Below are 23,854 nucleotides of genomic sequence, written 5' to 3' on the forward strand. Positions count from 1 at the left end.
CCTTGCGAGGTTTCACCGGATGAGAATCCTCGGCATCCTCTGCCTGCTCCTGACCCTCGGCGGTTGCAGCTCTTTGCTGTTCTATCCAGAGCCGGGCCAGATATTCACCCCGGAAAAGGCCAAACTTGAATACCGCACCGTCACCCTGACCACCGCCGATGGCCTCAAGTTGAACGCCTGGTGGCTGCCGGCCAAACCCGGGGTCGAGGTCAAGGGCACGGTGCTGCACCTGCACGGCAACGGCGGCAACCTGCCGATGCACTTGGGCGGCAGCTGGTGGTTGCCGAAAAACGGCTATCAGGTGCTGCTGGTGGACTATCGCGGTTACGGCCTGTCCGAAGGCAAGCCGAGCCTGCCGGCGATCTATCAGGACATCGACGCCGCATTTGCCTGGCTGGACAAGGCGCCGGAAGTCAAAGGCAAACCGCTGATCCTGCTCGGCCAGAGTCTCGGCGGCTCGATGGCGGTGCATTGGCTGGTGCAACATCCGGAAAGACAAAAACAGCTCAAGGCCTTTGTGCTCGACGGGGTTCCGGCCAGTTACCGCAGCGTCGGCCAATATGCCCTCAGCACATCGTGGATGACCTGGCCATTCCAAGTGCCGCTGTCGTGGCTGGTGCCCGACAGCGACAGTGCGATCAACTCGATGCCGCAGCTCAAAGGCGTGCCGAAACTGATCTTCCACAGCATCGACGATCCGCTGGTGCCCCTTTCCAACGGCATCCGCCTGTATCAAGCTGCGCCGCCACCGCGCGTGCTGCAACTGACTCGCGGCGGCCATGTGCAGACCTTCGGCGATCCGGTGTGGCGTCAGGTCATGCTGCGTTACCTTGACGATCCCGAGCATTTCAATGGTCTGCGCCGCCTCGGCGAAGTCCCGAATTACCCGCCACCTCCGAATTCTGAAAACGAGAGTCCGCAATGAGTGAAGAACGCAACGCCATCCCGCTGATCATCACCGGTATCTGCAGCATCCTCGGCACCGTCGGCGCCCTGTGGTACTACGGCTACCTGCACTTCGCCAAACCCGAGGATGCGCTGCTGCTCAACGAATTCACCATGCTCAAGACCATTCCCGGCGAAGACTACAAGGTCTCCCTGGACCCGGCGCCGCAAGTGGCGCAGTGCATCGATGGCGTGCTGGTACTGTTCGACACCGAACAGAAAGGCCTGACCGGGGTGCTGATCAACGCGCAGAAAAAGGCTGTGCGCTGCATGGGGCAGGAGACGCCGCAGAAGCTGGAAGAGTAAACCTGCGACAAACAAAAGCCCCGCCTGATCAAATCAGGCGGGGCTTTTTCGTTAACGCGTGAAGCTTAGTTCGAGCTGACTGCCGAACGTGGCATCACCGGCTGGTTGTCGTTGGAAATGGTCACTTCCACCCGACGGTTCATCGCACGGCCCGAGACGCTGCCGTTATCCGCGACCGGGTATTCCTTGCCATAACCCTGTACCACGATGCGCGACGGATCGACGCCCATCTTGATCAGCGCAACCTGCACCGAGGTCGCACGACGCTCGGACAGCGACTGGTTGTACGAAGCGGCGCCGGTGCTGTCGGTGTAGCCCTCGACGATCACCTTGCGGTCCGGGTTTTCCTGGAGGAACTGCGCCAGTTTGTTGATGTTCACCAGACCGCTGGATTTCAGGTCGGCCTTGTTGGTGGCGAACAGCACGTCACCGAAGGTCACCAGGGTACCGCGATCGGTCTGCTTGGCATTGAGGCTGTCCTGCAGCTGTTTGATCTGTTGATCGCGGGCATCCAGACGGGCCTGGGCACGTTGGGCAGCGGCGTTCTTCAGGTTGTTTTCAGCGGTGCGCAGGGCGATGGTCTGCTTGGCCACTTCCACACGCTGGTTGGTCAGGTACGCCAATTGATCGACTTTGGACGCGTTTTCCTTGTCCAGATAGGCCTTGTCAGCCTTGTCCAGGTAATCGCTGGCGTCCTTTGTTTCCAATGCTGCAACCTTGCTCGCCTGCGGGTTGGCCTGCAGGCCGGCGTAGTTGGTGCGCGCCTGTTCCAGGTTCGGGTTCGGCGGCGTCGAGCAGGCAGCCAGGGCAACGCTTGCGGCCAGGAGAGCGGGGATCATCAGTTGTTTACGCATAATCGTTCGTCCTTTCTATCGATAAGAGATTCAGCCTTGCGGTCGGGATGCGCGCTTATTGCACGGTGCGCTGACTTTCCTGACGCAGTTCCTGAACACCTTTCTGGGAATCCTTCACAGCCTGTTCGGCCTTCATCGCCTGAGCCTTGCGTTCGGCAACGCGGGCGTCCCACTCGGCTTGCTCGGCGAGCGTGCGAGCCTCGTCATACTTTTTGTCGTGCATGGCGATTTCGGCTTGTTTGAGCTTGTCCTGCGCCTGCTTCATTTCCACGGCGGCGAACTCGGTACCGCCGGCGCTGACCGCGCTGTTGACGGCCGATTGAGTCACCGCGTATTGCTCGGTCGGTGGATTGCCGGCACAACCGGCCAGCACGAAGCTGGTGCCGATGGCCAGGGCGGCCAGTTTCAGACCGCGCAGGTGGGAGAACGAGGTTTGGGTCTTCATGGTCTTCAACTCCATTGGTTAACTCCTTGGAAGCTTCGAAATCCATCCTGGTAGCGGAGCCGCAACCGTCATGTGCAAGTGCGTTTTGAAACGCTCGTTCCAGGCGTGGTTACCTGTTCCGACCGAAGGCTTTTTTTAAAAGTTCAGAAAAGATGGCTCATCGCCAAAAAATATTCTGACCGAATGGACAGGGCTCTAAACCGGGAACTTTGGCGGGGGAGAGTGGTACGCGCGGGGGTAATAAGGCGTGTGATTTTTGAATTTGAATACAGTCAATGTGGGAGCGAGCTTGCTCGCGATAGCGTCGGATCAGTCACCACTACAGTGCCTGACAAACCGCTTTCGCGAGCAAGCTCGCTCCCACGTTTCGATTTATGTTGTGTCAGTGTTTTTGCTTGCCGGCAGCCGTCGACAGGTCCTGCAGATGCCGACGCGACAACGCGAGAAAACGCGGCGTCGGGCCAACGTCTTCATACAGCGGATCACCTTCTTCATCGGTGGCAACCACGGTCGAACCTTTCACATACGGCAGGCTCGCCTCGAACTCTTCAAGCGCCGCGCCGATCAATTCGCCGAGCAGTTCTTCGGCATGCCGTTTGGGGTACATCTCGGCAATCGCCGCAAGGCGCGCGGCAGCTTCCACATCCAGATGAATCGTGTAGCCGGTATCGGTCAGGCGACCCTTGGCGGTTTCTTCCCAATGCTGGGCGAGTTCACGGATTTTCATGATGACCTCATGTCGTACCTGCTCGTGGCAGGTCTGGGTGAGTGTCCGCCGTCAGCCGGCGGCAAGCCGTTGTGGGGCTTACTGTTGAGACTAGCTTCAGGGCGCAAGGTTTAAAGTCCCTTCGTCGTCTGCTTGTAAGAAGCGTTGCAGAGCGGCACTCTCTGTTCATCCACTCACTTGCGATCCGTTACCGATTACTGCTGGAGAGATGCTGATGACCGATATTGATGCACGCTTGCGCGAAGACGTTCACCTGCTCGGTGAGCTGTTGGGCAACACCATCCGTGACCAGTACGGCGAGGCGTTTCTCGACAAGATCGAGCAGATCCGCAAGGGCGCCAAGGCCGACCGACGCGGCTCGATGGACGCCGAACTCAGCGCCAGCCTCAATCAGTTGAGCGAAGACGAATTGCTCCCGGTGGCGCGTGCGTTCAACCAATTTCTCAACCTGGCGAACATCGCCGAGCAGTACCAGCTCATTCATCGCCGCGAAGAGTCGCAAGCCGCGCCGTTCGAATCCCGCGTGCTGCCGGAATTGCTCGCCCGTTTGCGCGAGGAAGGGCACAGCGCCGACTCCCTCGCCCGGCAGTTATCACGACTGGAAATCGAACTGGTGTTGACCGCGCACCCGACCGAAGTGGCCCGGCGCACGCTGATCCAGAAGTACGACGCGATCGCCGCGCAACTGGCGGCCCAGGATCACCGCGACCTGACCAGCGCCGAGCGCGAGCAGATCCACAACACCCTGCAACGCTTGATCGCCGAAGCCTGGCACACCGAAGAAATCCGCCGCACCCGCCCGACCCCGGTGGACGAAGCCAAGTGGGGTTTTGCGGTGATCGAACATTCGCTGTGGCAGGCGATTCCCAACCATATGCGCAAAGCCGATCAGGCACTGTTCGCCGCCACCGGTTTGCGCGTGCCACTGGAAGCCGCACCGATCCGCTTCGCTTCGTGGATGGGCGGCGACCGCGACGGCAACCCGAACGTGACCGCTGCCGTGACCCGCGAAGTGCTGTTGCTGGCGCGCTGGATGGCGGCAGATCTGTACCTGCGGGATGTCGATCACCTGGCCGCCGAACTGTCGATGCAGCAGGCCAGCGAGGCGCTCAAGGCCAAGGCCGGCGACAGCGCCGAACCCTATCGCGCGGTGCTCAAGCAATTGCGTGAACGCCTGCGCGCCACGCGCAACTGGGCTCATGCTTCCTTGACCGCAACCACCCCGGCACCGGCCGATGTGTTGCACAACAACCGTGATCTGCTTGATCCGCTGGAGCTGTGCTACCACTCGCTGCACGAGTGCGGCATGGGCGTGATCGCCGACGGACCGTTGCTCGATTGCCTGCGTCGTGCCGTGACCTTCGGCCTGTTCCTGGTGCGCCTCGATGTGCGTCAGGACTCGTCGCGGCACACCGCCGCCATGACCGAAATCACCGACTACCTCGGCCTCGGTCGTTATGAAGACTGGGACGAAGAACAGCGCATCAGCTTCCTGACTCGCGAACTGCAAAACCGCCGGCCGTTGCTGCCGGCGCATTTCAAGCCATCGGCCGACACCGCCGAAGTGCTCGCCACCTGCAAGGAAATCGCCGCCGCGCCGGGGGCTTCGCTGGGTTCCTATGTGATCTCCATGGCCGGTGCCGCCTCCGATGTCCTCGCGGTGCAACTGCTGTTGAAGGACTCTGGTGTGCTGCGGCCGATGCGCGTAGTGCCGCTGTTCGAAACCCTGGCCGACCTCGACAACGCCGGCCCGGTGATCGAGCGCCTGTTGCTGCTGCCGGGTTACCGCGCACGTCTGCAAGGCCCGCAGGAAGTGATGATCGGTTATTCCGACTCGGCCAAGGACGCGGGCACCACGGCGGCGGCCTGGGCGCAATACCGGGCTCAGGAGCGGCTGGTGGAAATCTGCCGCGAGCAGCAAGTCGAACTGCTGCTGTTCCATGGTCGCGGTGGCACCGTGGGCCGTGGCGGCGGCCCGGCTCACGCGGCGATCCTGTCGCAGCCGCCGGGTTCGGTGGCCGGACGCTTCCGCACCACCGAGCAGGGGGAAATGATTCGATTCAAATTCGGCCTGCCGGACATCGCCGAGCAAAACCTCAATCTCTATCTCGCTGCCGTGCTCGAAGCGACCCTGCTGCCACCGCCGCCACCGACGCCGGAGTGGCGGCATCTGATGGACGAACTGGCCGCCGACGGTGTGGCTGCTTACCGCGCCGTGGTGCGGGAAAATCCGCAGTTCGTCGAGTATTTCCGCCAGTCGACACCCGAGCAGGAGCTGGGACGTTTGCCGTTGGGCAGCCGTCCAGCCAAGCGTCGCGCCGGTGGCATAGAAAGTCTGCGGGCGATTCCATGGATCTTCGGCTGGACCCAGACGCGTTTGATGCTGCCGGCCTGGCTCGGCTGGGAAACTGCACTGAGCAAGGCGCTGGAGCGCGGCGAAGGCGAGCTGCTGGGGCAGATGCGCGAGCAGTGGCCGTTCTTCCGCACCCGCATCGACATGCTGGAAATGGTCCTGGCCAAGGCCGACGCCGACATTGCGCTGTCCTACGATGAGCGACTGGTTGAGTCGGACTTGTTACCTTTGGGTGTGCACTTACGCGACCTATTGTCGCAGGCATGTTCCGTGGTCCTCGGCCTGACCGGTCAGTCGCAACTGCTGGCACATAGCCCGGACACCCTGGAATTCATCCGTCTGCGCAACACCTATCTCGACCCGCTGCATCTATTGCAGGCCGAACTGCTGGCGCGTTCGCGACAGCCGAACGTCGAGCAGGACAGCCCGGTAGAACAGGCGTTGCTGGTGTCTGTGGCGGGGATTGCCGCCGGTTTGCGAAATACCGGCTAAGGTTTTCTGCGTGGGGCGGGGCACCCGGGGCAAACGTCGGGTGCCGTTTATCGAGCGTGGGAAAAATGCGGGCAAGCGACAGTTAATGATGGGGTTGCGACTTGGGGAACCGCGTCGCAAGGTCGCGGCAGGCGCCGGTTTCTCCGACTTTTGGCGTCTTGTGTGGGCGCAGCCTGCTGTGTATCTTGGTCAGCCTCTGGCCGTTTGGGCGGTCACGACCCTATTTCCAGGATTTCGCCCCATGAGGCGAATCCGTTGTTTTGCAAAAGCTTTTTATAAAAAAATTGAGGAGCACATCTAATGCGCGTCATTCTGCTGGGAGCTCCCGGGGCCGGTAAAGGTACTCAGGCTAAGTTCATCACCGAGAAATTCGGCATTCCGCAAATCTCCACCGGCGACATGCTGCGTGCTGCGGTCAAGGCCGGCACCGAACTGGGCATCAAGGCCAAGAGCATCATGGATGCCGGCGGCCTGGTGTCGGATGACCTGATCATCGCACTGGTAAAAGACCGCATCGCTCAGGCTGACTGCGCCAACGGTTTTCTGTTCGACGGTTTCCCGCGCACCATTCCTCAGGCTGAAGCGCTGGTGACTGCCGGTGTCGAGCTGGATGCCGTGGTTGAAATCGCCGTTGAAGACGAAGAAATCGTTCAGCGTATCGCTGGCCGTCGCGTTCACGAGGCCAGCGGCCGCGTGTACCACATCGTCTACAACCCGCCGAAAATTGCCGGCAAAGACGACATCACCGGTGAAGAGCTGGTGCAGCGCAAGGACGACACCGAAGAAACCGTGCGTCATCGCCTGTCGGTCTACCACTCGCAGACCAAGCCGCTGGTGGATTTCTACCAGAAGCTGTCGGCTGCCAACGGCAAGCCGAAGTACAGCCACATCCCGGGTGTCGGTTCGGTTGAAGCGATCACCGCCAAGGTTCTTGAAGCGCTGAGCTGAAAAACCTGATCCGCTGCATCATCCACGGCCCGCTTGCGGGCCGTAGTTGTTTATACTGGCGCACTTTTCCCCACCTGATTTACGGACACATCGATGAGCACCTTGCTGGCCCTGGACACCGCGACTGAAGCTTGCTCCGTTGCCTTGCTGCATGACGGCAAGGTCACGAGCCATTACGAGGTGATCCCGCGCCTGCATGCGCAGAAGCTGCTGCCGATGATCCAGCAACTGCTGGCCGACGCCGGCACCACGCTGCAAGCGGTGGACGCGATTGCCTTCGGTCGCGGCCCGGGTGCTTTCACCGGTGTGCGCATCGCCATCGGCGTGGTGCAAGGCCTGGCGTTCGCGCTGGATCGTCCGGTATTGCCGGTGTCGAACCTGGCGGTGCTGGCGCAACGCGCTTATCGCGAACACGGCGTGAGCCAGGTCGCGGCGGCCATCGATGCGCGCATGGATGAAGTGTATTGGGGCTGCTATCGCGAGACGGCCGGGGAGATGCGTCTGGTCGGCACCGAGGCGGTGTTGCCGCCGGAAGTCGCTGCGCTGCCGGACGACGCGTCTGGCGACTGGTTCGGTGCCGGCACCGGTTGGGGCTACGGCGAGCGCATCGCTGTCAACCTGAGCGGTTCCGACGCAGGCATGCTGCCCCACGCCGAAGATCTGCTGACGCTGGCGCGATTCGCCTGGGAACGTGGCGAGTCGATTCCGGCCGACGATGCCCAGCCGGTTTACCTGCGCGATAAAGTCGCCACGCCGAAAGTCCGCTGAAGACAATCACCCTGTGGCATCCGCCACAGGGTCCCGCCAGTTCCTGCCAATCGTCAGTTTCCAACGCCCCGCTTTAAACCTTTTGTCTTTTATGTGTTCTAGTTATCACTCGGCGATTTGCTAAGTCGGTCAGGTGCCGCTAAATTGCCATCATCGATACCGAGCATGACTTTATGCGTATAGACGGCGTTTCCACTCATTCCTACCCCATCAAGCGCAAGCCTCGCAAAGGCAATCCGGCGCTGGATGAATCCGTCGAGGATATTGAAGGCGAGCTGGAATTCCCCACCGAAGCGCAACTGGCTGCCCGCGCCGCCAAGGCCTCCGCGCAACGCCTGAGCAATCTGCCCGCCCGCCAACAAGACATGATTTATCACCGTGCGATGAAGAAAAGCGTGGCCATGGCCCTGGCCAGCTACCTGAGCACCGCCGGTTTTGTCGATTGGGACGCAGACGTGCTGGGCCTCGACCTGTACATCTGATGGATCTGCCTTACTACCTCGGTTGCCCGTCCTGGAGTGAAAACGCCTGGCGCGAGTATCTGTATCCGGTAGACGCCAAGACCTCCGATTTCCTCGGTCTGTATTCGCAAGTGTTCAACGCGGTGGAAGGCAACACCACTTTCTACGCCAGCCCGTCGCCGGCCACCGTGCAGCGTTGGGCCGAGGTCATGCCCGAGCACTTTCGTTTCACCGCCAAATTCCCCGGCGACATCAGCCACGGCGGTGACCTGCGCGATCAACTGACCGCCGCCGAAACCTTCATCCAGTTGCTTGGCCCGCTCGGCGAACGCGTATCGCCACTGTGGCTGCAACTGTCGAAAAGCTTCACTCCGCAACGTTTGCCAGAGCTCGCAGCCTTCATCGACGCGTTTGATCGCCCGCTGGCGGTGGAAGTGCGCCATGAGCAGTTCTTCGCCAAGGGCGAGAGTGAACGCCTGCTCAATCGCCTGTTGTTGGATCGCGGTGTGGAGCGCATCTGCCTCGACCCGCGCGCGTTGTTCAGTTGCCTGTCCACCGAGTCTTCGGTGATTCACGCGCAATCGAAAAAGCCCCGGGTGCCAACCCGCCCGGCAGCGTTCACCCAATTCCCGCAGGTGCGTTTCATCGGCCATCCCGAGCTTGAGGCCAACGATCCGTTTCTGGTGCCGTGGGTGGCGAAGATTGCCGAGTGGATCGAAGAGGGCCGCACGCCGTACATCTTCCTGCACACCGCCGATAACATTCTCGCGGCGAAGCTGGCGCAACGTTTTCACGCACAACTGATGCAACGTTTGCCTGGCCTGCCATCGCTGCCTGAGCTATACAGAGAACCCGCCGCCGAGCAACTTGGCTTGCTCTGAGGCGGTTTTTTTCTGCCCAGGAGCCTGCCGATGGACGCCCAAGCCCGCAAAGAACAAGTCCGTAAAGCCGAAGTCTTCAAAGCCTTGCATGAGCGTCCCGGGATTTTCGTGATTCCCAATCCGTGGGATGCCGGTTCCGCGAAGATGCTTGCCAGCCTGGGTTATCAGGCGCTGGCGACCACCAGTGCCGGTTATGCGTTTTCCCAAGGCACGCCCGATGGCGCGCTTGGCCTCGAAGAAACCTTGAACAATGTTCGGGCAATTGCTGCAGCCACGGACTTGCCGGTGGCGGTGGATCTGGAAAACGGTTTTGCCGACGCTCCGGCCGAGTCGGCGCAAAGCCTGCTGCGCGCCGCCGAAGCGGGCGCCGTGGGTGGCTCGATCGAAGATGCCACTGGCCGTCCGGACGCGCCGATCTACTGTTTCGAACATGCCGTGGCACGGATCGAAGCCGCCGTTGCCGCTGTTCGAACCTTATCGTTTCCCTTCACCCTGACGGCCCGCGCGGAAAACTACCTGCACGGCAATCCGGATATCAACGACACCATCCGCCGCCTGCAGGCGTTCGCCGAAGCGGGCGCAGACGTGCTCTATGCTCCGGGCCTGAGGACGGCTGAAGAGGTGTTGGCGGTGGTGCGAGCGGTGGCGCCGAAACCGGTCAACGTGTTGATGTCCGGTGGCCTGAAACTGACCGTGCAGCAACTGGAAGAAATGGGTGTGAAGCGCATCAGTACCGGCTCGGCACTGGCGCTGGCGGCGTTTGGCGAGTTCTTTCGGGCTGCCGAGGAAATCCAGCAATCGGGCACGTTCGGTTTCACCACGCGTTCGATGCCGTACGCGAAGGCCAATCAGTTTTTCAAGGGCTGAAGCAGGGCGGAATCAGGCGGCGATGCGCAGGTTCTGCTGGACGATCGGGCGCACCCAGCCGTTATCGAAGTCCAGGGCTTTCTGCTGTTCGACGATCTCTTCCGGCGGGAACGGCGGGTAAGGCTGCAGCAGATCCAGGTCGAACTCGGCGATCGGCAGGTACAGCGGCTTTTTCTGCGGAGCAGGGCCCGGTTCCGGAATCGGCTGGCCGTTGTTGATCACGACAGGACGAACCCAGCTGCTGTCGAAATCCTGCTGTTTTTGCTGAGTCTTGATGTCTTCCGGCGGGAACGGTGGGTACGGCTCGGCCAGGTTCATGTCGATTTCGGCAATCGGCAGGAACAGCGGTTCGGGTGGGCGTACCTGGGTTTCCACTACATCGCATTCGCGCTGGTCGATGATGTGCGCGTGCAGCTCGCTGCCGATAGTCGGCTCTTCAGGGCTTTCCAGATCGACCGGTGGAAAAGTGCCACAGGCCGGCACCACATCACTCGATTGTTCGGCCAGTGCCTGGGCGAAGAAATCCTGCCACAGGTGGCTGACGCCGCCCAATGCTTGAGTGTTATGACGGCTGAAATCGCCTGTGGGCGAAATGTAGCCAATCGATGTGGGAAGAATGCCTGACATTTTTTTCGGTCGACGCTCAGCTCTGGCAAAATGCGCGTTGATTGGGTTATCGGCGGTTTTTGCCGATCCTTAACTTTTTTGAGCGTGTTTTCCATGATTGATCAACCTGCGGCCTGCCGCATCCATGTCGAAGCCCTCGGCCCGACGTTCGAAGCGCAGGCCGAGCAGTGGGCGCAGCGCCTGAATCTGCCGTTGCAGGTGGCCGACGGCGAGTTTGCCTTGCAAGTCGGCGAGCAGGGCTTGCAACTGCAACAACTGGGGCCGGATGCGCCGGGGCCGGTGCGGGTCGACTTCGTCGAGGGCGGCGCGGCCCACCGTCGGTTGTACGGCGGTGGCAGCGGACAGATGATCGCCAAGGCGGTCGGTATCGCCCAAGGCGTGCGTCCGCGGGTGCTGGATGCCACGGCGGGGCTCGGGAAGGATGCGTTCGTGCTGGCGAGCCTGGGCTGCGAGATGAGCCTGATCGAGCGTCAACCGCTGATCGGCGCGTTGCTGGAGGATGGTCTGGCCCGGGCGGCGGAAGATTTCGAGGTGGCACCGATCGTGGCGCGGATGACCCTGCTCAAGGGCAACTCCATTGAGGTGATGCGCAGCTGGGAAGGCGAGCCGCCGCAGGTGATCTACCTCGACCCGATGTTCCCGCACCGTGAGAAAACCGCCCTGGTGAAGAAGGAAATGCGCCTGTTCCGCCCGCTGGTGGGCGATGATCCGGATGCACCGGCCTTGCTGGAAGCGGCGTTGGCGCTGGCCACGCACCGGGTGGTGGTCAAGCGCCCGCGCAAGGCGCCGTGCATCGAAGGGCCGAAGCCGAGCCATGCGCTGGATGGCAAATCCAGCCGCTACGACATCTACCCGAAGAAAGCGCTCAAGCCCTGAGCCGGCTCATAAGAAAATCCCACGCATGGCGTGGGATTTTTGTTTTCAGGGGCGATAGGCACGCATGAACAGCCCGACCACTTCCTGCACATGGCTTTCCGCCGCCTCGCCGGTCAGTGGTTCGCCGCAGCCATACAGCAACCGGAAATTCCCCGCGCCCTTGATCAGGCAGAAGAAGTGTTCGGCGGCGTTGTGCGGGTTGTCGATGCGCAGCGCGCCAGTCTCATCGACCCGCCGCAAAAGCCGCTCCATGCCTTGCACCATGCGCTGCGGGCCGGCCTCGAAGAAGATCAGCGACAGCTTCGGGTCCTGACTGCCCAGCGCCATGATCAGGCGATGCAGATTCACCGACTCATCGCTGTTGATCAGGTGATGAAAGCCTCTGGCAATGTTCAGCAACACATTTTCCACCGCGATGCCGTCCGGCAATTCGAAGAACAGCGGTGGCAATTGCTCCTCGCATTTGGCCACCACGGCGGCCGAAAACAACGTCTCCTTGTCATTGAAATGGCTGTAGACCGTCAGCTTCGACACGCCAGCCTCGGCGGCCACCGCGTCCATGCTGGTGTTGGCATAGCCGTGACTCAGGAACAGGATTTTCGCCGCTTCGAGAATGGCCTGGCGCTTGGCCGGATCCTTCGGGCGGCCGGGGCCGTTTGGAGCTGAATGATTGTTCGACATTCTTCGCTTTTAATACTGGACTGGTGAGTTTGCTATTAATAACATACCGGCCAGTATAAATATTCCAAGCCTCCTTAGCGAAAGGTCCTTAACCATGTTCCGCCATGCGTTGTCCTTTGCGGTGCCAGTCACTCTGGCGTTTTTATTGTCGGCATGTGGCAAGGAAGAGGTGACGCCAGTCAGCGTGCGACCGGCCATGGTGGTGCAGCCAGAGCCTTCGGCGCAGGCGATGGAAAGTTATCCGGGCGAGGTTCGCGCCCGCTACGAACCGGATCTGGCGTTCCGCATTGGCGGCAAAGTCAGCCGACGACTGGTCGAGGAGGGCCAGCGCGTGAAGGCCGATCAACCCCTGGCGGAACTCGACCCGCAGGACGTACGCCTGCAACTGGAAGCCACCCGCGCCCAGGTCACCGCCGCCGAAGCCAATCTGAATCTGGTGCGCGCCGAGCGTGACCGCTACAAGACCCTGATGGAGCGGCAGATGGTCAGCCGCTCGGCCTACGACAATGCCGAAAACCTCTACCGCTCCGGTGAGGCGCGCCTCAAGCAGATCAAAGCCGAATTTAACGTCTCGACCAACCAGGCCAGTTACGCCGTGTTGCGCGCGCCTCAGGACGGTGTAGTAGCCAAGCGTTCGGTTGAGGTCGGGCAAGTGGTCGCCGCCGGACAGACCGTATTCACCCTCGCCACCGATGGCGAGCGCGAAGTGTCGATCAGCCTGCCGGAGCAAAGCTTCGGCCGGTTCAAGGTCGGCCAGCCTGTGTCCGTGGAGCTGTGGACGCAACCGAACCAGCGCTTCGCCGGCAAAATCCGTGAACTGTCGCCAGCGGCCGATCCGAAATCCCGCACCTTCGCCGCCCGCATTGCCTTCACCGCCGGCAACGTGCCTGTCGAACTCGGCCAGAGCGCCCGGGTGTTCGTGCAGACCGCCGACGTGATTCCGCTGTCGGTGCCGCTCTCGGCCCTGACCGCCGAAAACGGCGCGACCTACGTCTGGGTCGTCAGCGCCAACAACACCTTGAAAAAGACGCCCGTGCGCATCGGCCCGTTCGGCGAGAAAACCGTGCCGGTGCTCGAAGGCCTCAACGCCAGCGACTGGGTCGTTGCCGCCGGCGTGCATGTGCTGCTGGAAGGGCAACAGGTGCGTCCCGTGGATCGCTCCAACCGTGTGGTCAATCTGGCGGACAAGGAGTAAGTCCCGATGCGCTTCAACCTTTCCGAATGGGCGTTGCGTAATCGCCAGATCGTACTGTTCCTGATGCTTCTGCTGGCCATCGTCGGCGCCTTGTCCTACACCAAGCTCGGCCAGAGTGAAGACCCGCCGTTCACCTTCAAGGCCATGGTCATCCAGACCCGCTGGCCCGGCGCCACGGCGCAGGAAGTCTCGCGTCAGGTCACCGAGCGCATCGAAAAGAAACTGATGGAAACCGGCGAGTACGAACGCATCGTTTCGTTCTCCCGTCCCGGCGAATCCCAGGTCACCTTCATCGCCCGCGACTCGATGCATTCGGTGGAGATTCCGGACCTCTGGTATCAGGTGCGCAAGAAGGTCGGTGATATCCGCCAGACCCTGCCACCGGGCATTCAGGGCCCCTTTTTCAACGATGAATTCGGCACCACGTTCGGCAATATCTACGCCCTGACCGGCGACGGTTTCGACTACGCCGTGCTCAAGGATTACGCCGACCGCATCCAGATCCAGCTGCAACGGGTCAAGGACGTGGGCAAGGTCGACTTGCTCGGGCTGCAGGACGAGAAGATCTGGGTCGAGCTGTCCAACGTCAAACTCGCCACCCTCGGCTTGCCGCTGGCGGCCGTCCAGCAGGCGCTGGAAGAGCAGAACGCGGTGTCCACCGCCGGCTTCTTCGAAACCGGCAGTGAGCGATTGCAGCTACGGGTTTCGGGGAATTTTCAGACAGTCGACGAGATCAGAAACTTCCCGATCCGGGTCGGTGATCGTACGTTCCGCATCTCGGATGTCGCCGATGTCCGGCGCGGTTTCAATGACCCGCCGGCGCCGCGCATGCGCTTCATGGGTGAAGACGCGATCGGACTTGCGGTAGCGATGAAGGACGGCGGCGACATTCTGGTGCTGGGCAAGGCCCTGGAAGTCGAATTCTCCCGCCTCCAGAAAAACCTCCCGGCCGGCATGCAACTGCGCAAGGTCTCCGATCAGCCAGCGGCGGTGAAAAGTGGCGTCGGCGAGTTCGTCCAGGTCCTGGTCGAAGCGCTGGCCATCGTGTTGCTGGTGAGCTTCTTCTCCCTCGGCGTGCGCACCGGCATGGTGGTGGCGCTGACCATTCCGCTGGTGCTGGCGATGACGTTCGCCTGCATGTATTACCTCGGGATCGGCCTGCACAAGATTTCCCTCGGCGCGCTGGTGCTGGCGCTGGGCTTGCTGGTGGACGACGCGATCATCGCCGTGGAAATGATGGCGATCAAAATGGAGCAGGGCTTTGACCGGATCAAGGCGGCCAGTTACGCCTGGACCAGCACCGCGTTCCCGATGCTCACCGGTACGCTGATCACCGCAGCAGGTTTCCTGCCGATCGCCACGGCGCAGTCCGGCACCGGTGAATACACCCGCTCGATCTTTCAGGTCGTCACCATCGCGTTGCTCGCTTCGTGGGTGGCGGCGGTGATGTTTGTGCCGTACCTCGGTGAAAAACTCCTGCCGGATCTGGCGAAAATTCACGCGGCCAAACACGGCAGTGGTGACGGTCAGCCGGATCCTTATGCCACACCGTTTTACCAGCGGGTTCGACGCCTGGTGGAGTGGTGCGTGCGTCGGCGTAAAACGGTGATCGTGCTGACGGTGGGGCTGTTCGTCGCCTCGGTGATGCTGTTCAAGTTCGTCCCGCAGCAGTTCTTCCCGGCCTCCAACCGGCTGGAGCTGATGGTCGATTTGAAACTGGCGGAAGGCGCTTCTCTGGCTAACACCACCGCCGAGGTCAAGCGACTGGAAGCGATGCTCAAGGATCATGCCGGCATCGACAATTACGTGGCCTACGTCGGCACCGGCTCGCCGCGTTTCTATCTGCCGCTGGATCAACAACTGCCGGCGGCGAGCTTTGCCCAGTTCGTGGTGTTGGCGAAAACCATCGAGGAACGCGAAGCCCTGCGCACCTGGCTGATCGATACCCTCAACGAACAATTCCCGGCCCTGCGCTCGCGGGTCACGCGTCTGGAGAACGGCCCGCCGGTTGGCTATCCGGTGCAGTTCCGCGTCACCGGTGAACACATCGAGGAAGTCCGTGCGCTTGCCCGGAAAGTCGCGGCCAAGGTGCGTGAGAACCCGCATGTGGTGAACGTGCATCTGGACTGGGAAGAACCGAGCAAGGTCGTGTACCTGAACATCGATCAGGACCGCGCCCGGGCGCTGGGGGTGAGCACGGCGAATCTGGCGAAATTCCTTCAGAGTTCGCTGACCGGTTCCAGTGTCAGCCAGTACCGCGAAGACAACGAGCTGATCGAAATCCTCCTGCGCGGCACCGTGCATGAGCGCACCGAACTGTCGCTGCTGCCGAGTCTGGCGGTGCCGACCGACAACGGTCGCAGCGTTGCGTTGTCGCAGATTGCCACGCTGGAATATGGCTTCGAGGAAGGCATCATCTGGCATCGCAACCGACTGCCGACCGTGACGGTGCGGGCCGATATCTATGGCAAGGAGCAACCGGCAACGCTGGTGAAACAGATTCAGCCGACCCTCGATCCGATCCGTGCCGAATTGCCTGACGGTTATCTGCTGGACGTCGGCGGCACCGTAGAAGATTCCGAGCGCGGGCAGAAGTCGGTGAACGCCGGCGTGCCGATGTTCATTGTTGTAGTGCTGACGTTACTGATGGTGCAGCTGCGCAGTTTCTCGCGCACGGCGATGGTGTTTCTGACGGCGCCACTGGGGTTGATCGGCGTGACGCTGTTTCTGCTGGTGTTCCGTCAACCGTTCGGGTTTGTGGCGATGCTCGGGACGATTGCGCTGTCGGGGATGATCATGCGCAACTCGGTGATTCTGGTGGATCAGATCGAGCAGGATATTGCGGCGGGGCTCAAGCCCTGGCAGGCGATCATCGAGGCGACTGTGCGCCGGTTCCGGCCGATTGTGTTGACGGCGCTGGCGGCGGTGCTGGCGATGATTCCGCTTTCACGCAGTGTGTTTTTCGGGCCGATGGCGGTGGCGATCATGGGGGGGTTGATTGTGGCGACGGCGCTGACGCTTTTGTTTTTGCCGGCGTTGTATGCGGCCTGGTTCCGGGTGCGTAAGGAGGCTTGATTGGGTTTGGTGAGCGTGGCGGCCTTCGGGCCGGCCAGGCTCCTGGGGTTTGGGTGAATATCCGTTTTTGCGGGTGCTGCGGCTGGCGGTTCCGCTCTTACAGCGGGTCACTTTTGACAAACGCCTCAAAAGTAACCAAAAAGTCTTGCCCCAACGTTCGGCGCCTCGCTGTGGCTCGGCGTCCCTTCGCTCCGGGATTCATCCGGGGGCATCGCCTACGGTTTGCTTCGCTGCACCTCCTCTCGATGTGTTTGGCTTCGCCAAACGGCGCTTCGCGCCCACCCCCGGATAAATCCCTCCACTCAGCCTCTCAACGGGGCCGGTACGTCAAAAGCTTTACTCGAGCTAACGCTCATCGTGTTTTATGGGTTATGGGTTATGCGTTATGGGCTGTGGTGTCTCCTACAGCTTTTTCAGAATTCTCTGATATTGAGGCTGTCTGGTCTGGAGTGTTGTACTCGGTTCTCTGTTTTTATGAGTGATCGAGAGGTTTTTGTGAAGAAGCCGCCAGTGTTGAAAGGACGGTCCGATCCGGTGTTCGACTTGTTGGCGCGGGCGCCGCACAAGCAGCATCTGGAGGATTATCTGGCGCTGCTCAAGCCTCTCGATGATCGGGGGCGTTATTTGCCTTTTGAGGATTTGCGCTATCGCTGGGCGCCGGGGCTGGATGCTCGTTTGTGTTGGGCGCTGGTGAAGAGGGCGAGGGCTGCGCAGTACATCAATCTCCTGCCATTGGGGGAGCCGCCGCAGTGGGGCAAGTATTTGCTGACACCCTCGGCACGGAAAACCCTTTCGGCCGTCGATCTGCAGACGACTTCCGCTTCGCTGGAATGCATGACCGGGCAGATCGGCGAACGGTCGCATTTCAGTTATTTGCTCAATGATCTGATCGAAGACGAAGTGATCGCCAGCAGCCAGTTGGAAGGTGCGGCAACGACCACGCGAGTTGCCAAGGACATGCTCAAATATCAACGGCAGCCGCGCACGCCGGATGAGCGCATGGTCATGGGCAATTACAGGATGATGAATTTCGCCTGGGAAAACCGTTACCAACCCTTGAGCGTCGACTTGATCGCGGCAATGCATCGGGTGGGCGTCGAGGGGATCGATGACGCGCAATATAGTCCCGGTTTGTTCAGGACGAACGATGAAGTGGTGGTACAGGATGGCGAGGGCAACACGGTGCATACACCGCCGCCCGCTGTCGGGCTGGTAATGCGTTTGCAGAGGCTCGTGCGCTGGATCAATCAGCCACTCGGTTCACCTCAGGAAAAGGACTACCTGCACCCGTTGATCAAGGCGATCACGCTGCATTTTTCTCTGGGCTACGAACATCCGTTTCGCGATGGCAACGGACGGGTTGCGAGGGCGTTGTTCTACTGGTTCATGTTCAAGCACGAGTTTTCGGCATTTCGCTACATTGCGATCAGTCCTTTGCTGCGCAATGCGCCGGTGAAGTACGGGCGGTCGTATTTGCATAGCGAGGCCGATGAACTGGATCTGACGTATTTCATCGAGTTTCAGTGTTCGGTGATTCAGCGTGCGGTCAGTCGCTTCACGGATGTCTACCGCAAAAGCCTGGCGTACGTGGAAGACTTTGAGCGCTGGCTGATGGCGTCGGGTTTTTTCGAGCGGCTGACGCAAAGGCAGCGGGCGCTGTATCAGGTGGCCAAGAGCGGAGTGGCGAAGGAGTTTACGGCGAGCAATGTGAGGGAACACTTGGGTTGTTCTTGCAGCACCGCGATGTCGGCCCTGAATGGACTGGTCGAGTTGCAGGTCTTCGAGAAAAGGAAAATGGGCAGCGGGTGGGTGTTCTTTTTACGCAGTCCAGCCAGTGTGTTGAAGGACGGGAGCGAGTTGCCTCGCTCCCGTGCAGCGTTGGCCTAGAGGCTGCCGAACACCTTCTTCGCCAGACTCGTCGCCGCAGCGGCCGGGTTCTTGCGGATGGTTTCTTCCTGTTTGCCAATCATCTCGAACAGGCCGTTCAGCGCTTGTTCGGTGACGTAGCTTTCGATGTTCGCGCTCTTCGCGTCGACCACGCCCAGTGTCGCAGCCTGGCCGGCGAACGAGTTGTACTTCTGCGCCACGCCTACCTTGTCGGTCGCCTGTTTGACGATTGGCAGGAACTTGGCGCGGATCTGTTCGCGGCTGGATTTGTCCAGGTATTGGGTGGCGGAGTCGCTGCCGCCGCTGAGGATGCCTTTGGCGTCGGCCACGCTCATTTTCTTCACGGCGTCGACCAGGATCGGCTGGGCCTGGGTCACGGCGGTTTCCGCGGCCTTGTTCATGGCGGTTTCCAGTTCATCGACCTGGGCGCCCATGCCGAACGCTTTCATCTTGCCGGCGACTTTGCCGAGTTTGCCCGGCAGTTCGATTTTTACGTCCGGGTTGTTGCTGAAACCACCCGGCGTGCCGAGTTGTTTGACGGCCAGTTGCGCACCCTGGGTCAGGGCATCCTTGAGGCCGCCGGTGGCGTCGCCTTGCGACAGGTCGCTGAGGGACAGGGCCATGGCGCTGGCGGAGATCATCAGGCCCGCGCACAGGCCGGCGAAGCGAAGAGTAGGGCGGAGCATCAAGGCTTCCTTGTTCATAAGAGCGTTAGCGGGCGGCGTCGACGCGGATCTTCAGCGGCTGGGGATCCTTGCCATCAAGCTGCACGGCATGGTTTTCGGTGGTGATGAACATCAGCTCGCCGTTGACCTCGATGCGTGCGCTGACCGAGTAGCGGTGGCCGGGTTTGACCTGGGCCGGATCGTAGCTCAAATGGAACGGCAGCGGCACTTGTCCCTTGATCGGGCCTTTCTGTTCATCGAGCACGACAGCCGGAGCATCGGCCAGCGAAACGTCCTGCAGGCTCACACTCAAGGTCGCGCTTGGTGGCAGGGCGATGCGTTGCAGGTAGAACACTTCGCCGTCGAGGCTCGCTTTACCGCTTGGTGTGGTGGACTGGCAGGCGCTCAACAGAGTGGCGGCGGCGAGAAGAGAAAGTTTTTTCATGGGGACCTCAAAAGACTTGGGCGCCAGAGGGGCGCCCAGAGAAATCTAGCGGATTTTGGAAAGTGAGTCAGTGAACAAACGTAACGGTTCATTCAGCCACTGATCGATTACCCGCAACAGGCGCGATCGAGGCAGACGGGTCGCTGGTACAAGTTCGATAGCTTCAGGGAATACAGAAAGCCGTTGGTGGTATCTGTTTTCTATACCGGTAAGTGCATAGCGTTTGCCCGGCACCACATGTTCCGGATCATATTCAAGATAAAAGGAAGTGGCCGTTTCCTCATCGTGAGAAACGCGCGCCAGTTCGACATCGGGACTTTCGTTTTCATGCAGGCTGATGGTGATTGCCTGTTCGGGGGGAATCATTTCGGGTTCCTGCACTTCAACGTACAAGTAACCGATCGGACTCAGATGCAGTGTCTGACGATGAGGCGCCTGATAAACAATGACGAAGTGATCCTGTTCCAGCAACAAGGGCTGCCCGTTATGAAACAGCTGGATGATGACGCGGTATTTGACGCTCACATCGCTATATCGATGGGGAAAACTGAAATTCCACTGGCCGTCGACAATGGAGGGATGTTTCCAGTGTTTGATGCTTAACGGTTGCCGGTTATTGATCACTTGAACGTCTACAACGGTTTCATTGTCTCCGTCGAGAGGGACACTGAATTCTGCTGGAAGGCTAAACGTTACGGTGATGTTTTGAAGAGACTCGTTTAACAGGCTCATCTCGATTTCCTTATCGATTAAAAAGAGCCCATTAATTCATAAAACAACTAACCGGAAAACAATCCGGTTTGCCGGTTAGTTGTCTTCAAGTTTCAGGAAGTCGGCGAGGTTGCAGTTTCCGCCGCATCCTCACTGCGATGTAGCGCCACCTGACGGATCGACAAACGGATCTCCGCCGGCAACACCCGTTTCGCTGCGCCTTCGGCCAGTTCTCCAAGCAGTTCGTGATAACTCAACTTGCCCGCTTCGTCGCGACGCAGCACGTCAAGATCGAGCATCGTCTGGATGAAGTGGCGGAACAGGCTCTTGTCGAAGAACTCCGGTGCGTTCAGGCCATGCAGGATCGACAGGCGCTGGGCCATGACTGTGCACAGGTCTTCCAGTTCTTCAGCGCTGATGGTGTTCTGGCCGGCGTTTAGCAGCAACGACACGGTCATGTAGAAGCGCTGCAGGGTCTGGGCGATGCTCTTCGACAGCAGGGTCAGCAGCACGAAATGCCGCGAACTCGGCGCCGGGCGCAGGTAGACGTCTTTCTCGAAACGCAGCAGGCCTTGTTCGACGAAAGCCTCCAGCCACTGATCGATCACCGCATCCAGTTCGTCCAGGCTCCAGCGGATGAACAGCTCCGCTTGCAGGTACGGATACAGCGCACGGGTGTAGCGCAGGATCTGCTCGCGGCTCATGCGCGAAGTGCTCTGGAAGAAACTCGCGAGCAACGCCGGCAGGGCGAAGATGTGCAGCACGTTGTTGCGGTAGTAGGTCATCAGGACGGCGTTCTGCTCGTCCAGATAGAGAATCTTGCCCAGTGCGTCGTTCTGCTCGGACAGCAGATCCATGTCCTTCACATGCTCGATCAACGCCCGGCCATCGCCTTCCGGCAATGTGGTGTGCGGCGAGTACGGGACTTTGCGCAACAGCGCCAGATACAGATCCAGCACCCGCGCCATGGCCCGGTCATCCAGTGCCAGACGAGTGGTCGACAGCAGCGCCAGCGCCACCAGGTTGACCGGGTTGATCGCCGCCGCTTCATTCAGGTGCTGCGCGACTTTCTCGCCGAGGCGATTGGTGGTTTCGTTGAGCCACGCCGGTTTGAACTGCGGGCCCAGCTCTTGCTGGCGCCAGCCCGGCTGCTCGCTGTCGAGGAATTCCGCCAGTTTGATCGGCTCGCCGAAGTTCACCGCCACCTGGCCGAAACGCTGTTTGAGCGCGCCGATGACTTTGAAGATGTCGAAGATCGACTCTTTCTTCTTGCTCGCGCCGCGCAGTTCGCCGAGGTAAGTCCGGCCTTCAAGCACGCGCTCGTAACCGATGTACACCGGCACGAACACGATCGGCATCCGCGAGGAACGCAAGAAGCTGCGCATCGTAATCGCGAGCATCCCGGTTTTCGGTTGCAGCATGCGCCCGGTACGCGAGCGGCCGCCTTCGACGAAGTATTCGACCGGGAAACCTTTGGTGAACAGGGTGTGCAGGTATTCGTTGAACACCGAGGTGTACAGCGGATTGCCCTTGAACGTGCGGCGCATGAAGAACGCGCCGCCACGGCGCAGCAGACTGCCGATCACCGGCATGTTGAGGTTGATCCCGGCGGCAATGTGCGGCGGGGTCAGGCCGTTGCGGAACAGCAGATACGACAGCAGCAGATAGTCGATGTGGCTGCGGTGGCACGGCACGTAGATCACTTCGTGACCCTGGGCGACCTTTTGCACGCCTTCGATGTGGTTGACCTTGATCCCGTCGTAGATCTTGTTCCAGAACCAGCTCAGCACCACTTCCAGAAAACGGATCGCGGTGTAGGTGTAGTCCGAGGCGATCTCGTTGCCGTAGCGCAGCGCCTGAGCCTTGGCTTTTTCCGGGGAAATATTTTCGCGCTCGGCTTCGTCGAGGATCGCCTGCCTGACCAGCGGCTGGTTGAGCAGACCTTTGACCAGGTTGCGTCGGTGGGAGATGTCCGGGCCGATCACCGCAGCCTTGAGGTTGCGGAAGTGCACCCGCAGGATTCGCTGGGCCATGCGCACGGTACGCTCGTGGCCCTTGTTGTGCTCGATCAGTTCGCGCAGGTGGATCGGCGCGGAGAACTGCACGCGGGTCTTGCGCCCCAGAATCATGATGCTCAGCAGGCGACGCAGGCGTCCGGTGACGGCCCAGCTGTCGGCGAACAGCAGTTTCCACGGGCTGTTTTCGCTGTCCGGCGACTGGCCCCAGAACACGCTGACCGGAATGATCTGCGCGTCTTCGGCGGCGTTCTGGCTCAGGGCGCTGACCAGTCGGGTCAGGGTCGGCGGTGCGCCGCGCTTGTCCTGGCGGCCGAGCCAGTCCGGGTCCGGCGTCAGATAAAAGAACGCCGCCGGTTCGATCAGCGAACCCACGGACACCGGCAGCACCGGGCGCGGCAGACCGGCCTTGGTGCACTCGGTGTCGACCACCGCCAGATCAGTCAGCGATGGGTTTTGCAGGACGTAGAACACCGGACGACTGCGGTCGAGGTTGAGGGTGAACGACGACTGGTTGATCGTCTCGGAGCGAACCCAGAGATACAACAGTCGGCGCAGGGTGCCAAACACAAGACGGCGGAACGGGGAACGGGTCATACGGCTTCTGCGTGAGTGGATAAACCGAGCGTTTGCTCGGGCGGTCGATAGTGTGCCGGATTCGTGGAAAATCGGCAAAAAAGCGGCGAAGTAATCTCCTGTTGAGAGTTTTGCCGCCTGTCATATACTCGGCGGTCTGTCGCCGGGGCCCTTTTATGGACGTCGGACGCAGGCTGACGTTCCGCAAAGGCTTTCCTGCGAAAAGCCTGTTCAATAATAAAAAAGGAGTATGAACAGATGGCAACACGTGAAACCGGCAACGTGAAGTGGTTCAACGACGCCAAGGGCTACGGCTTCATTCAGCGCGAAGACGGGGTGGACGTGTTCGTGCACTACCGCGCGATCCGCGGCGAAGGCCACCGTTCGCTGACCGAGGGTCAGCAGGTTGAATATGCGGTGGTGGAAGGGCAGAAGGGGTTGCAGGCGGAGGATGTTGTAGGCCTGTAACGCAAATCTTCAGAACACCAAAAACACTGTGGGAGCGAGCTTGCTCGCGATGGGGCCCTTTCAGTCAACATTGATGTTGAATGTCCGACCGCAATCGCGAGCAAGCTCGCTCCCACAGGATTTGTGCATTGTCTGTTACGCAGTTTTCCAGGTGATCTCTTCTTCACCATCGGCGCTGATGCGAATCCAGCGATCGGCCGTTTCCTCACCTTCCTCTTCGACCCACGTCCCCGGCGCGCAGCGCACTTCGACGTTCAGCGCGGCAAACGCTGCGCGGGCGCAGGCGATGTCGTCGTCCCATGGGGTCTGGTCGCTTTCCAGGTACAGGCTGTTCCACTTGCCCACGGCTTTCGGCAGCCAGGTCACCGGGATGTTGCCGGCCTTGCATTTGTAGGTCTGACCTTTCTGTACCCAGTCGCTGCAAGGGCCGAGGGCTGCGCCCAGCCAGGCGGAAATGGCCTTGTGGTCGACGTCGGCGTCTTTCAGGTAAATCTCGATGTCCGGTTGGCGCATGGATATCCTCACTGCGGGTCTGAAAAATCCATTCGCGGATTTAGCCGGCCCCGGGCTGCTTGCCCGAGTCCAA

General features: G+C 60.6%; 23 protein-coding genes. 13 read left to right on the forward strand and 10 right to left on the reverse strand.

The genetic code is table 11. The features are described 5' to 3' along the window. Positions 1-19: 19 nt before the first annotated feature. Positions 20-925 (forward strand): alpha/beta hydrolase, encoded by a 906-nt coding sequence (locus M5B98_RS24815; RefSeq protein ID WP_248744281.1) that lies wholly within the window; start codon positions 20-22, stop codon positions 923-925. After that, entirely contained in the window at positions 922-1,251 is a 330-nt protein-coding gene (locus tag M5B98_RS24820; protein ID WP_119427141.1) for a hypothetical protein, read from the forward strand. The genes M5B98_RS24815 and M5B98_RS24820 overlap by 4 nt, the downstream gene beginning before the upstream one ends. 65 nt (positions 1,252-1,316) lie before the next feature. Here the strand turns inward: M5B98_RS24820 and M5B98_RS24825 are convergent, their stop codons facing one another. The 3 genes from M5B98_RS24825 to M5B98_RS24835 all read right to left on the reverse strand — a co-directional run bounded on the left by M5B98_RS24825 (position 1,317) and on the right by M5B98_RS24835 (position 3,277). Next, positions 1,317-2,105 carry an OmpA family protein gene (locus M5B98_RS24825; RefSeq protein WP_248744282.1) on the reverse strand — a complete coding sequence of 263 codons (789 nt, stop codon included), beginning with the start codon at positions 2,103-2,105 and terminating at the stop codon, positions 1,317-1,319. A gap of 55 nt (positions 2,106-2,160) precedes the next feature. After that, positions 2,161-2,565, reverse strand: a complete 405-nt coding sequence (locus M5B98_RS24830; RefSeq protein WP_085697302.1) for a DUF4398 domain-containing protein — start codon at positions 2,563-2,565, stop codon at positions 2,161-2,163. A gap of 367 nt (positions 2,566-2,932) precedes the next feature. Further along, positions 2,933-3,277, reverse strand: a complete 345-nt coding sequence (locus M5B98_RS24835) for a pilin assembly protein (protein ID WP_085729780.1) — start codon at positions 3,275-3,277, stop codon at positions 2,933-2,935. Between the two features lie 214 nt (positions 3,278-3,491). Between M5B98_RS24835 and ppc the strand changes: the two genes are divergently transcribed. The 6 genes from ppc to M5B98_RS24865 all read left to right on the forward strand — a co-directional run bounded on the left by ppc (position 3,492) and on the right by M5B98_RS24865 (position 10,047). Next, positions 3,492-6,122, forward strand: a complete 2,631-nt coding sequence (gene ppc / locus M5B98_RS24840) for a phosphoenolpyruvate carboxylase (protein ID WP_248744283.1) — start codon at positions 3,492-3,494, stop codon at positions 6,120-6,122. 300 nt (positions 6,123-6,422) lie between these two features. Beyond that, entirely contained in the window at positions 6,423-7,070 is a 648-nt protein-coding gene (gene adk / locus M5B98_RS24845; RefSeq protein ID WP_085712812.1) for an adenylate kinase, read from the forward strand. A 93-nt stretch (positions 7,071-7,163) separates the two neighbouring features. Beyond that, entirely contained in the window at positions 7,164-7,838 is a 675-nt protein-coding gene (tsaB, locus tag M5B98_RS24850) for a tRNA (adenosine(37)-N6)-threonylcarbamoyltransferase complex dimerization subunit type 1 TsaB (protein WP_248744284.1), read from the forward strand. Between the two features lie 173 nt (positions 7,839-8,011). Next, positions 8,012-8,320 carry a hypothetical protein gene (locus tag M5B98_RS24855; protein WP_085712814.1) on the forward strand — a complete coding sequence of 103 codons (309 nt, stop codon included), beginning with the start codon at positions 8,012-8,014 and terminating at the stop codon, positions 8,318-8,320. Beyond that, complete coding sequence (locus M5B98_RS24860) at positions 8,320-9,180, forward strand: DUF72 domain-containing protein (RefSeq protein WP_248744285.1); 861 nt, start codon at positions 8,320-8,322, stop codon at positions 9,178-9,180. The genes M5B98_RS24855 and M5B98_RS24860 overlap by 1 nt, the downstream gene beginning before the upstream one ends. Before the next feature lie 30 nt (positions 9,181-9,210). Beyond that, positions 9,211-10,047: an isocitrate lyase/PEP mutase family protein gene (locus tag M5B98_RS24865; protein WP_248744286.1), complete on the forward strand. Its 837-nt coding sequence runs from the start codon at positions 9,211-9,213 to the stop codon at positions 10,045-10,047. Positions 10,048-10,059: 12 nt separating this feature from the next. Here M5B98_RS24865 and M5B98_RS24870 read toward each other — a convergent pair whose 3' ends face one another. Continuing rightward, complete coding sequence (locus M5B98_RS24870) at positions 10,060-10,674, reverse strand: energy transducer TonB (RefSeq protein ID WP_085712817.1); 615 nt, start codon at positions 10,672-10,674, stop codon at positions 10,060-10,062. 93 nt (positions 10,675-10,767) lie between these two features. Between M5B98_RS24870 and M5B98_RS24875 the strand changes: the two genes are divergently transcribed. After that, on the forward strand, positions 10,768-11,550 hold the full coding sequence (locus tag M5B98_RS24875; protein WP_248744287.1) for a class I SAM-dependent methyltransferase: 783 nt from the start codon (positions 10,768-10,770) through the stop codon (positions 11,548-11,550). Positions 11,551-11,595: 45 nt separating this feature from the next. On the opposite strand, the gene M5B98_RS24880 is transcribed toward M5B98_RS24875, so the two are convergent. Continuing rightward, positions 11,596-12,231, reverse strand: a complete 636-nt coding sequence (locus tag M5B98_RS24880; RefSeq protein ID WP_248744288.1) for a TetR/AcrR family transcriptional regulator — start codon at positions 12,229-12,231, stop codon at positions 11,596-11,598. 94 nt (positions 12,232-12,325) lie between these two features. On the opposite strand from M5B98_RS24880, the gene M5B98_RS24885 reads away from it, so the two are divergent. From M5B98_RS24885 to M5B98_RS24895, 3 genes are all read left to right on the forward strand, one after another. Beyond that, positions 12,326-13,426: an efflux RND transporter periplasmic adaptor subunit gene (locus tag M5B98_RS24885; protein WP_085712820.1), complete on the forward strand. Its 1,101-nt coding sequence runs from the start codon at positions 12,326-12,328 to the stop codon at positions 13,424-13,426. Between the two features lie 6 nt (positions 13,427-13,432). Continuing rightward, positions 13,433-16,501, forward strand: coding sequence for an efflux RND transporter permease subunit (locus M5B98_RS24890; protein ID WP_248744289.1), 3,069 nt, complete (start codon positions 13,433-13,435; stop codon positions 16,499-16,501). A gap of 495 nt (positions 16,502-16,996) precedes the next feature. Beyond that, complete coding sequence (locus tag M5B98_RS24895; protein WP_248744290.1) at positions 16,997-18,388, forward strand: Fic family protein; 1,392 nt, start codon at positions 16,997-16,999, stop codon at positions 18,386-18,388. Here M5B98_RS24895 and M5B98_RS24900 read toward each other — a convergent pair. The 4 genes from M5B98_RS24900 to plsB all read right to left on the reverse strand — a co-directional run bounded on the left by M5B98_RS24900 (position 18,385) and on the right by plsB (position 22,821). After that, on the reverse strand, positions 18,385-19,074 hold the full coding sequence (locus M5B98_RS24900) for a DUF4197 domain-containing protein (RefSeq protein WP_248744291.1): 690 nt from the start codon (positions 19,072-19,074) through the stop codon (positions 18,385-18,387). The genes M5B98_RS24895 and M5B98_RS24900 overlap by 4 nt on opposite strands. A gap of 25 nt (positions 19,075-19,099) precedes the next feature. Next, positions 19,100-19,498, reverse strand: a complete 399-nt coding sequence (locus M5B98_RS24905) for a YbaY family lipoprotein (RefSeq protein WP_085697316.1) — start codon at positions 19,496-19,498, stop codon at positions 19,100-19,102. Positions 19,499-19,543: 45 nt separating this feature from the next. Continuing rightward, positions 19,544-20,230 (reverse strand): hypothetical protein, encoded by a 687-nt coding sequence (locus M5B98_RS24910; RefSeq protein ID WP_248744292.1) that lies wholly within the window; start codon positions 20,228-20,230, stop codon positions 19,544-19,546. A 92-nt stretch (positions 20,231-20,322) separates the two neighbouring features. Continuing rightward, on the reverse strand, positions 20,323-22,821 hold the full coding sequence (gene plsB, locus M5B98_RS24915) for a glycerol-3-phosphate 1-O-acyltransferase PlsB (protein WP_248744293.1): 2,499 nt from the start codon (positions 22,819-22,821) through the stop codon (positions 20,323-20,325). Positions 22,822-23,058: 237 nt separating this feature from the next. On the opposite strand from plsB, the gene M5B98_RS24920 reads away from it, so the two are divergent. After that, positions 23,059-23,268: a cold shock domain-containing protein gene (locus M5B98_RS24920; protein WP_007954750.1), complete on the forward strand. Its 210-nt coding sequence runs from the start codon at positions 23,059-23,061 to the stop codon at positions 23,266-23,268. Between the two features lie 135 nt (positions 23,269-23,403). On the opposite strand, the gene M5B98_RS24925 is transcribed toward M5B98_RS24920, so the two are convergent. Continuing rightward, entirely contained in the window at positions 23,404-23,781 is a 378-nt protein-coding gene (locus M5B98_RS24925; RefSeq protein ID WP_007954752.1) for a hypothetical protein, read from the reverse strand. Positions 23,782-23,854: the final 73 nt, after the last annotated feature.

The organism is Pseudomonas sp. MWU12-3088 (assembly GCF_023242405.1).
In the GTDB taxonomy this organism is placed as follows: Bacteria; Pseudomonadota; Gammaproteobacteria; order Pseudomonadales; family Pseudomonadaceae; genus Aquipseudomonas; species Aquipseudomonas kribbensis.

Excerpts from the sequence above, each read along its gene's own strand:
- M5B98_RS24860 (WP_248744285.1), top strand. The coding sequence starts at position 8,320 with ATGGATCTGCCTTACTACCTCGGTTGCCCGTCCTGGAGTGAAAACGCC.
- M5B98_RS24865 (WP_248744286.1), top strand. The coding sequence starts at position 9,211 with ATGGACGCCCAAGCCCGCAAAGAACAAGTCCGTAAAGCCGAAGTCTTC.
- M5B98_RS24820 (WP_119427141.1), top strand. The coding sequence starts at position 922 with ATGAGTGAAGAACGCAACGCCATCCCGCTGATCATCACCGGTATCTGC.
- M5B98_RS24825 (WP_248744282.1), bottom strand. The coding sequence starts at position 2,105 with ATGCGTAAACAACTGATGATCCCCGCTCTCCTGGCCGCAAGCGTTGCC.
- M5B98_RS24830 (WP_085697302.1), bottom strand. The coding sequence starts at position 2,565 with ATGGAGTTGAAGACCATGAAGACCCAAACCTCGTTCTCCCACCTGCGC.
- M5B98_RS24875 (WP_248744287.1), top strand. The coding sequence starts at position 10,768 with ATGATTGATCAACCTGCGGCCTGCCGCATCCATGTCGAAGCCCTCGGC.
- M5B98_RS24890 (WP_248744289.1), top strand. The coding sequence starts at position 13,433 with ATGCGCTTCAACCTTTCCGAATGGGCGTTGCGTAATCGCCAGATCGTA.
- M5B98_RS24905 (WP_085697316.1), bottom strand. The coding sequence starts at position 19,498 with ATGAAAAAACTTTCTCTTCTCGCCGCCGCCACTCTGTTGAGCGCCTGC.
- tsaB (WP_248744284.1), top strand. The coding sequence starts at position 7,164 with ATGAGCACCTTGCTGGCCCTGGACACCGCGACTGAAGCTTGCTCCGTT.
- M5B98_RS24920 (WP_007954750.1), top strand. The coding sequence starts at position 23,059 with ATGGCAACACGTGAAACCGGCAACGTGAAGTGGTTCAACGACGCCAAG.
- M5B98_RS24815 (WP_248744281.1), top strand. The coding sequence starts at position 20 with ATGAGAATCCTCGGCATCCTCTGCCTGCTCCTGACCCTCGGCGGTTGC.
- M5B98_RS24870 (WP_085712817.1), bottom strand. The coding sequence starts at position 10,674 with ATGTCAGGCATTCTTCCCACATCGATTGGCTACATTTCGCCCACAGGC.
- M5B98_RS24855 (WP_085712814.1), top strand. The coding sequence starts at position 8,012 with ATGCGTATAGACGGCGTTTCCACTCATTCCTACCCCATCAAGCGCAAG.
- M5B98_RS24910 (WP_248744292.1), bottom strand. The coding sequence starts at position 20,230 with ATGAGCCTGTTAAACGAGTCTCTTCAAAACATCACCGTAACGTTTAGC.
- M5B98_RS24885 (WP_085712820.1), top strand. The coding sequence starts at position 12,326 with ATGTTCCGCCATGCGTTGTCCTTTGCGGTGCCAGTCACTCTGGCGTTT.
- M5B98_RS24925 (WP_007954752.1), bottom strand. The coding sequence starts at position 23,781 with ATGCGCCAACCGGACATCGAGATTTACCTGAAAGACGCCGACGTCGAC.
- ppc (WP_248744283.1), top strand. The coding sequence starts at position 3,492 with ATGACCGATATTGATGCACGCTTGCGCGAAGACGTTCACCTGCTCGGT.
- plsB (WP_248744293.1), bottom strand. The coding sequence starts at position 22,821 with ATGACCCGTTCCCCGTTCCGCCGTCTTGTGTTTGGCACCCTGCGCCGA.
- adk (WP_085712812.1), top strand. The coding sequence starts at position 6,423 with ATGCGCGTCATTCTGCTGGGAGCTCCCGGGGCCGGTAAAGGTACTCAG.
- M5B98_RS24900 (WP_248744291.1), bottom strand. The coding sequence starts at position 19,074 with ATGCTCCGCCCTACTCTTCGCTTCGCCGGCCTGTGCGCGGGCCTGATG.
- M5B98_RS24835 (WP_085729780.1), bottom strand. The coding sequence starts at position 3,277 with ATGAAAATCCGTGAACTCGCCCAGCATTGGGAAGAAACCGCCAAGGGT.
- M5B98_RS24880 (WP_248744288.1), bottom strand. The coding sequence starts at position 12,231 with ATGTCGAACAATCATTCAGCTCCAAACGGCCCCGGCCGCCCGAAGGAT.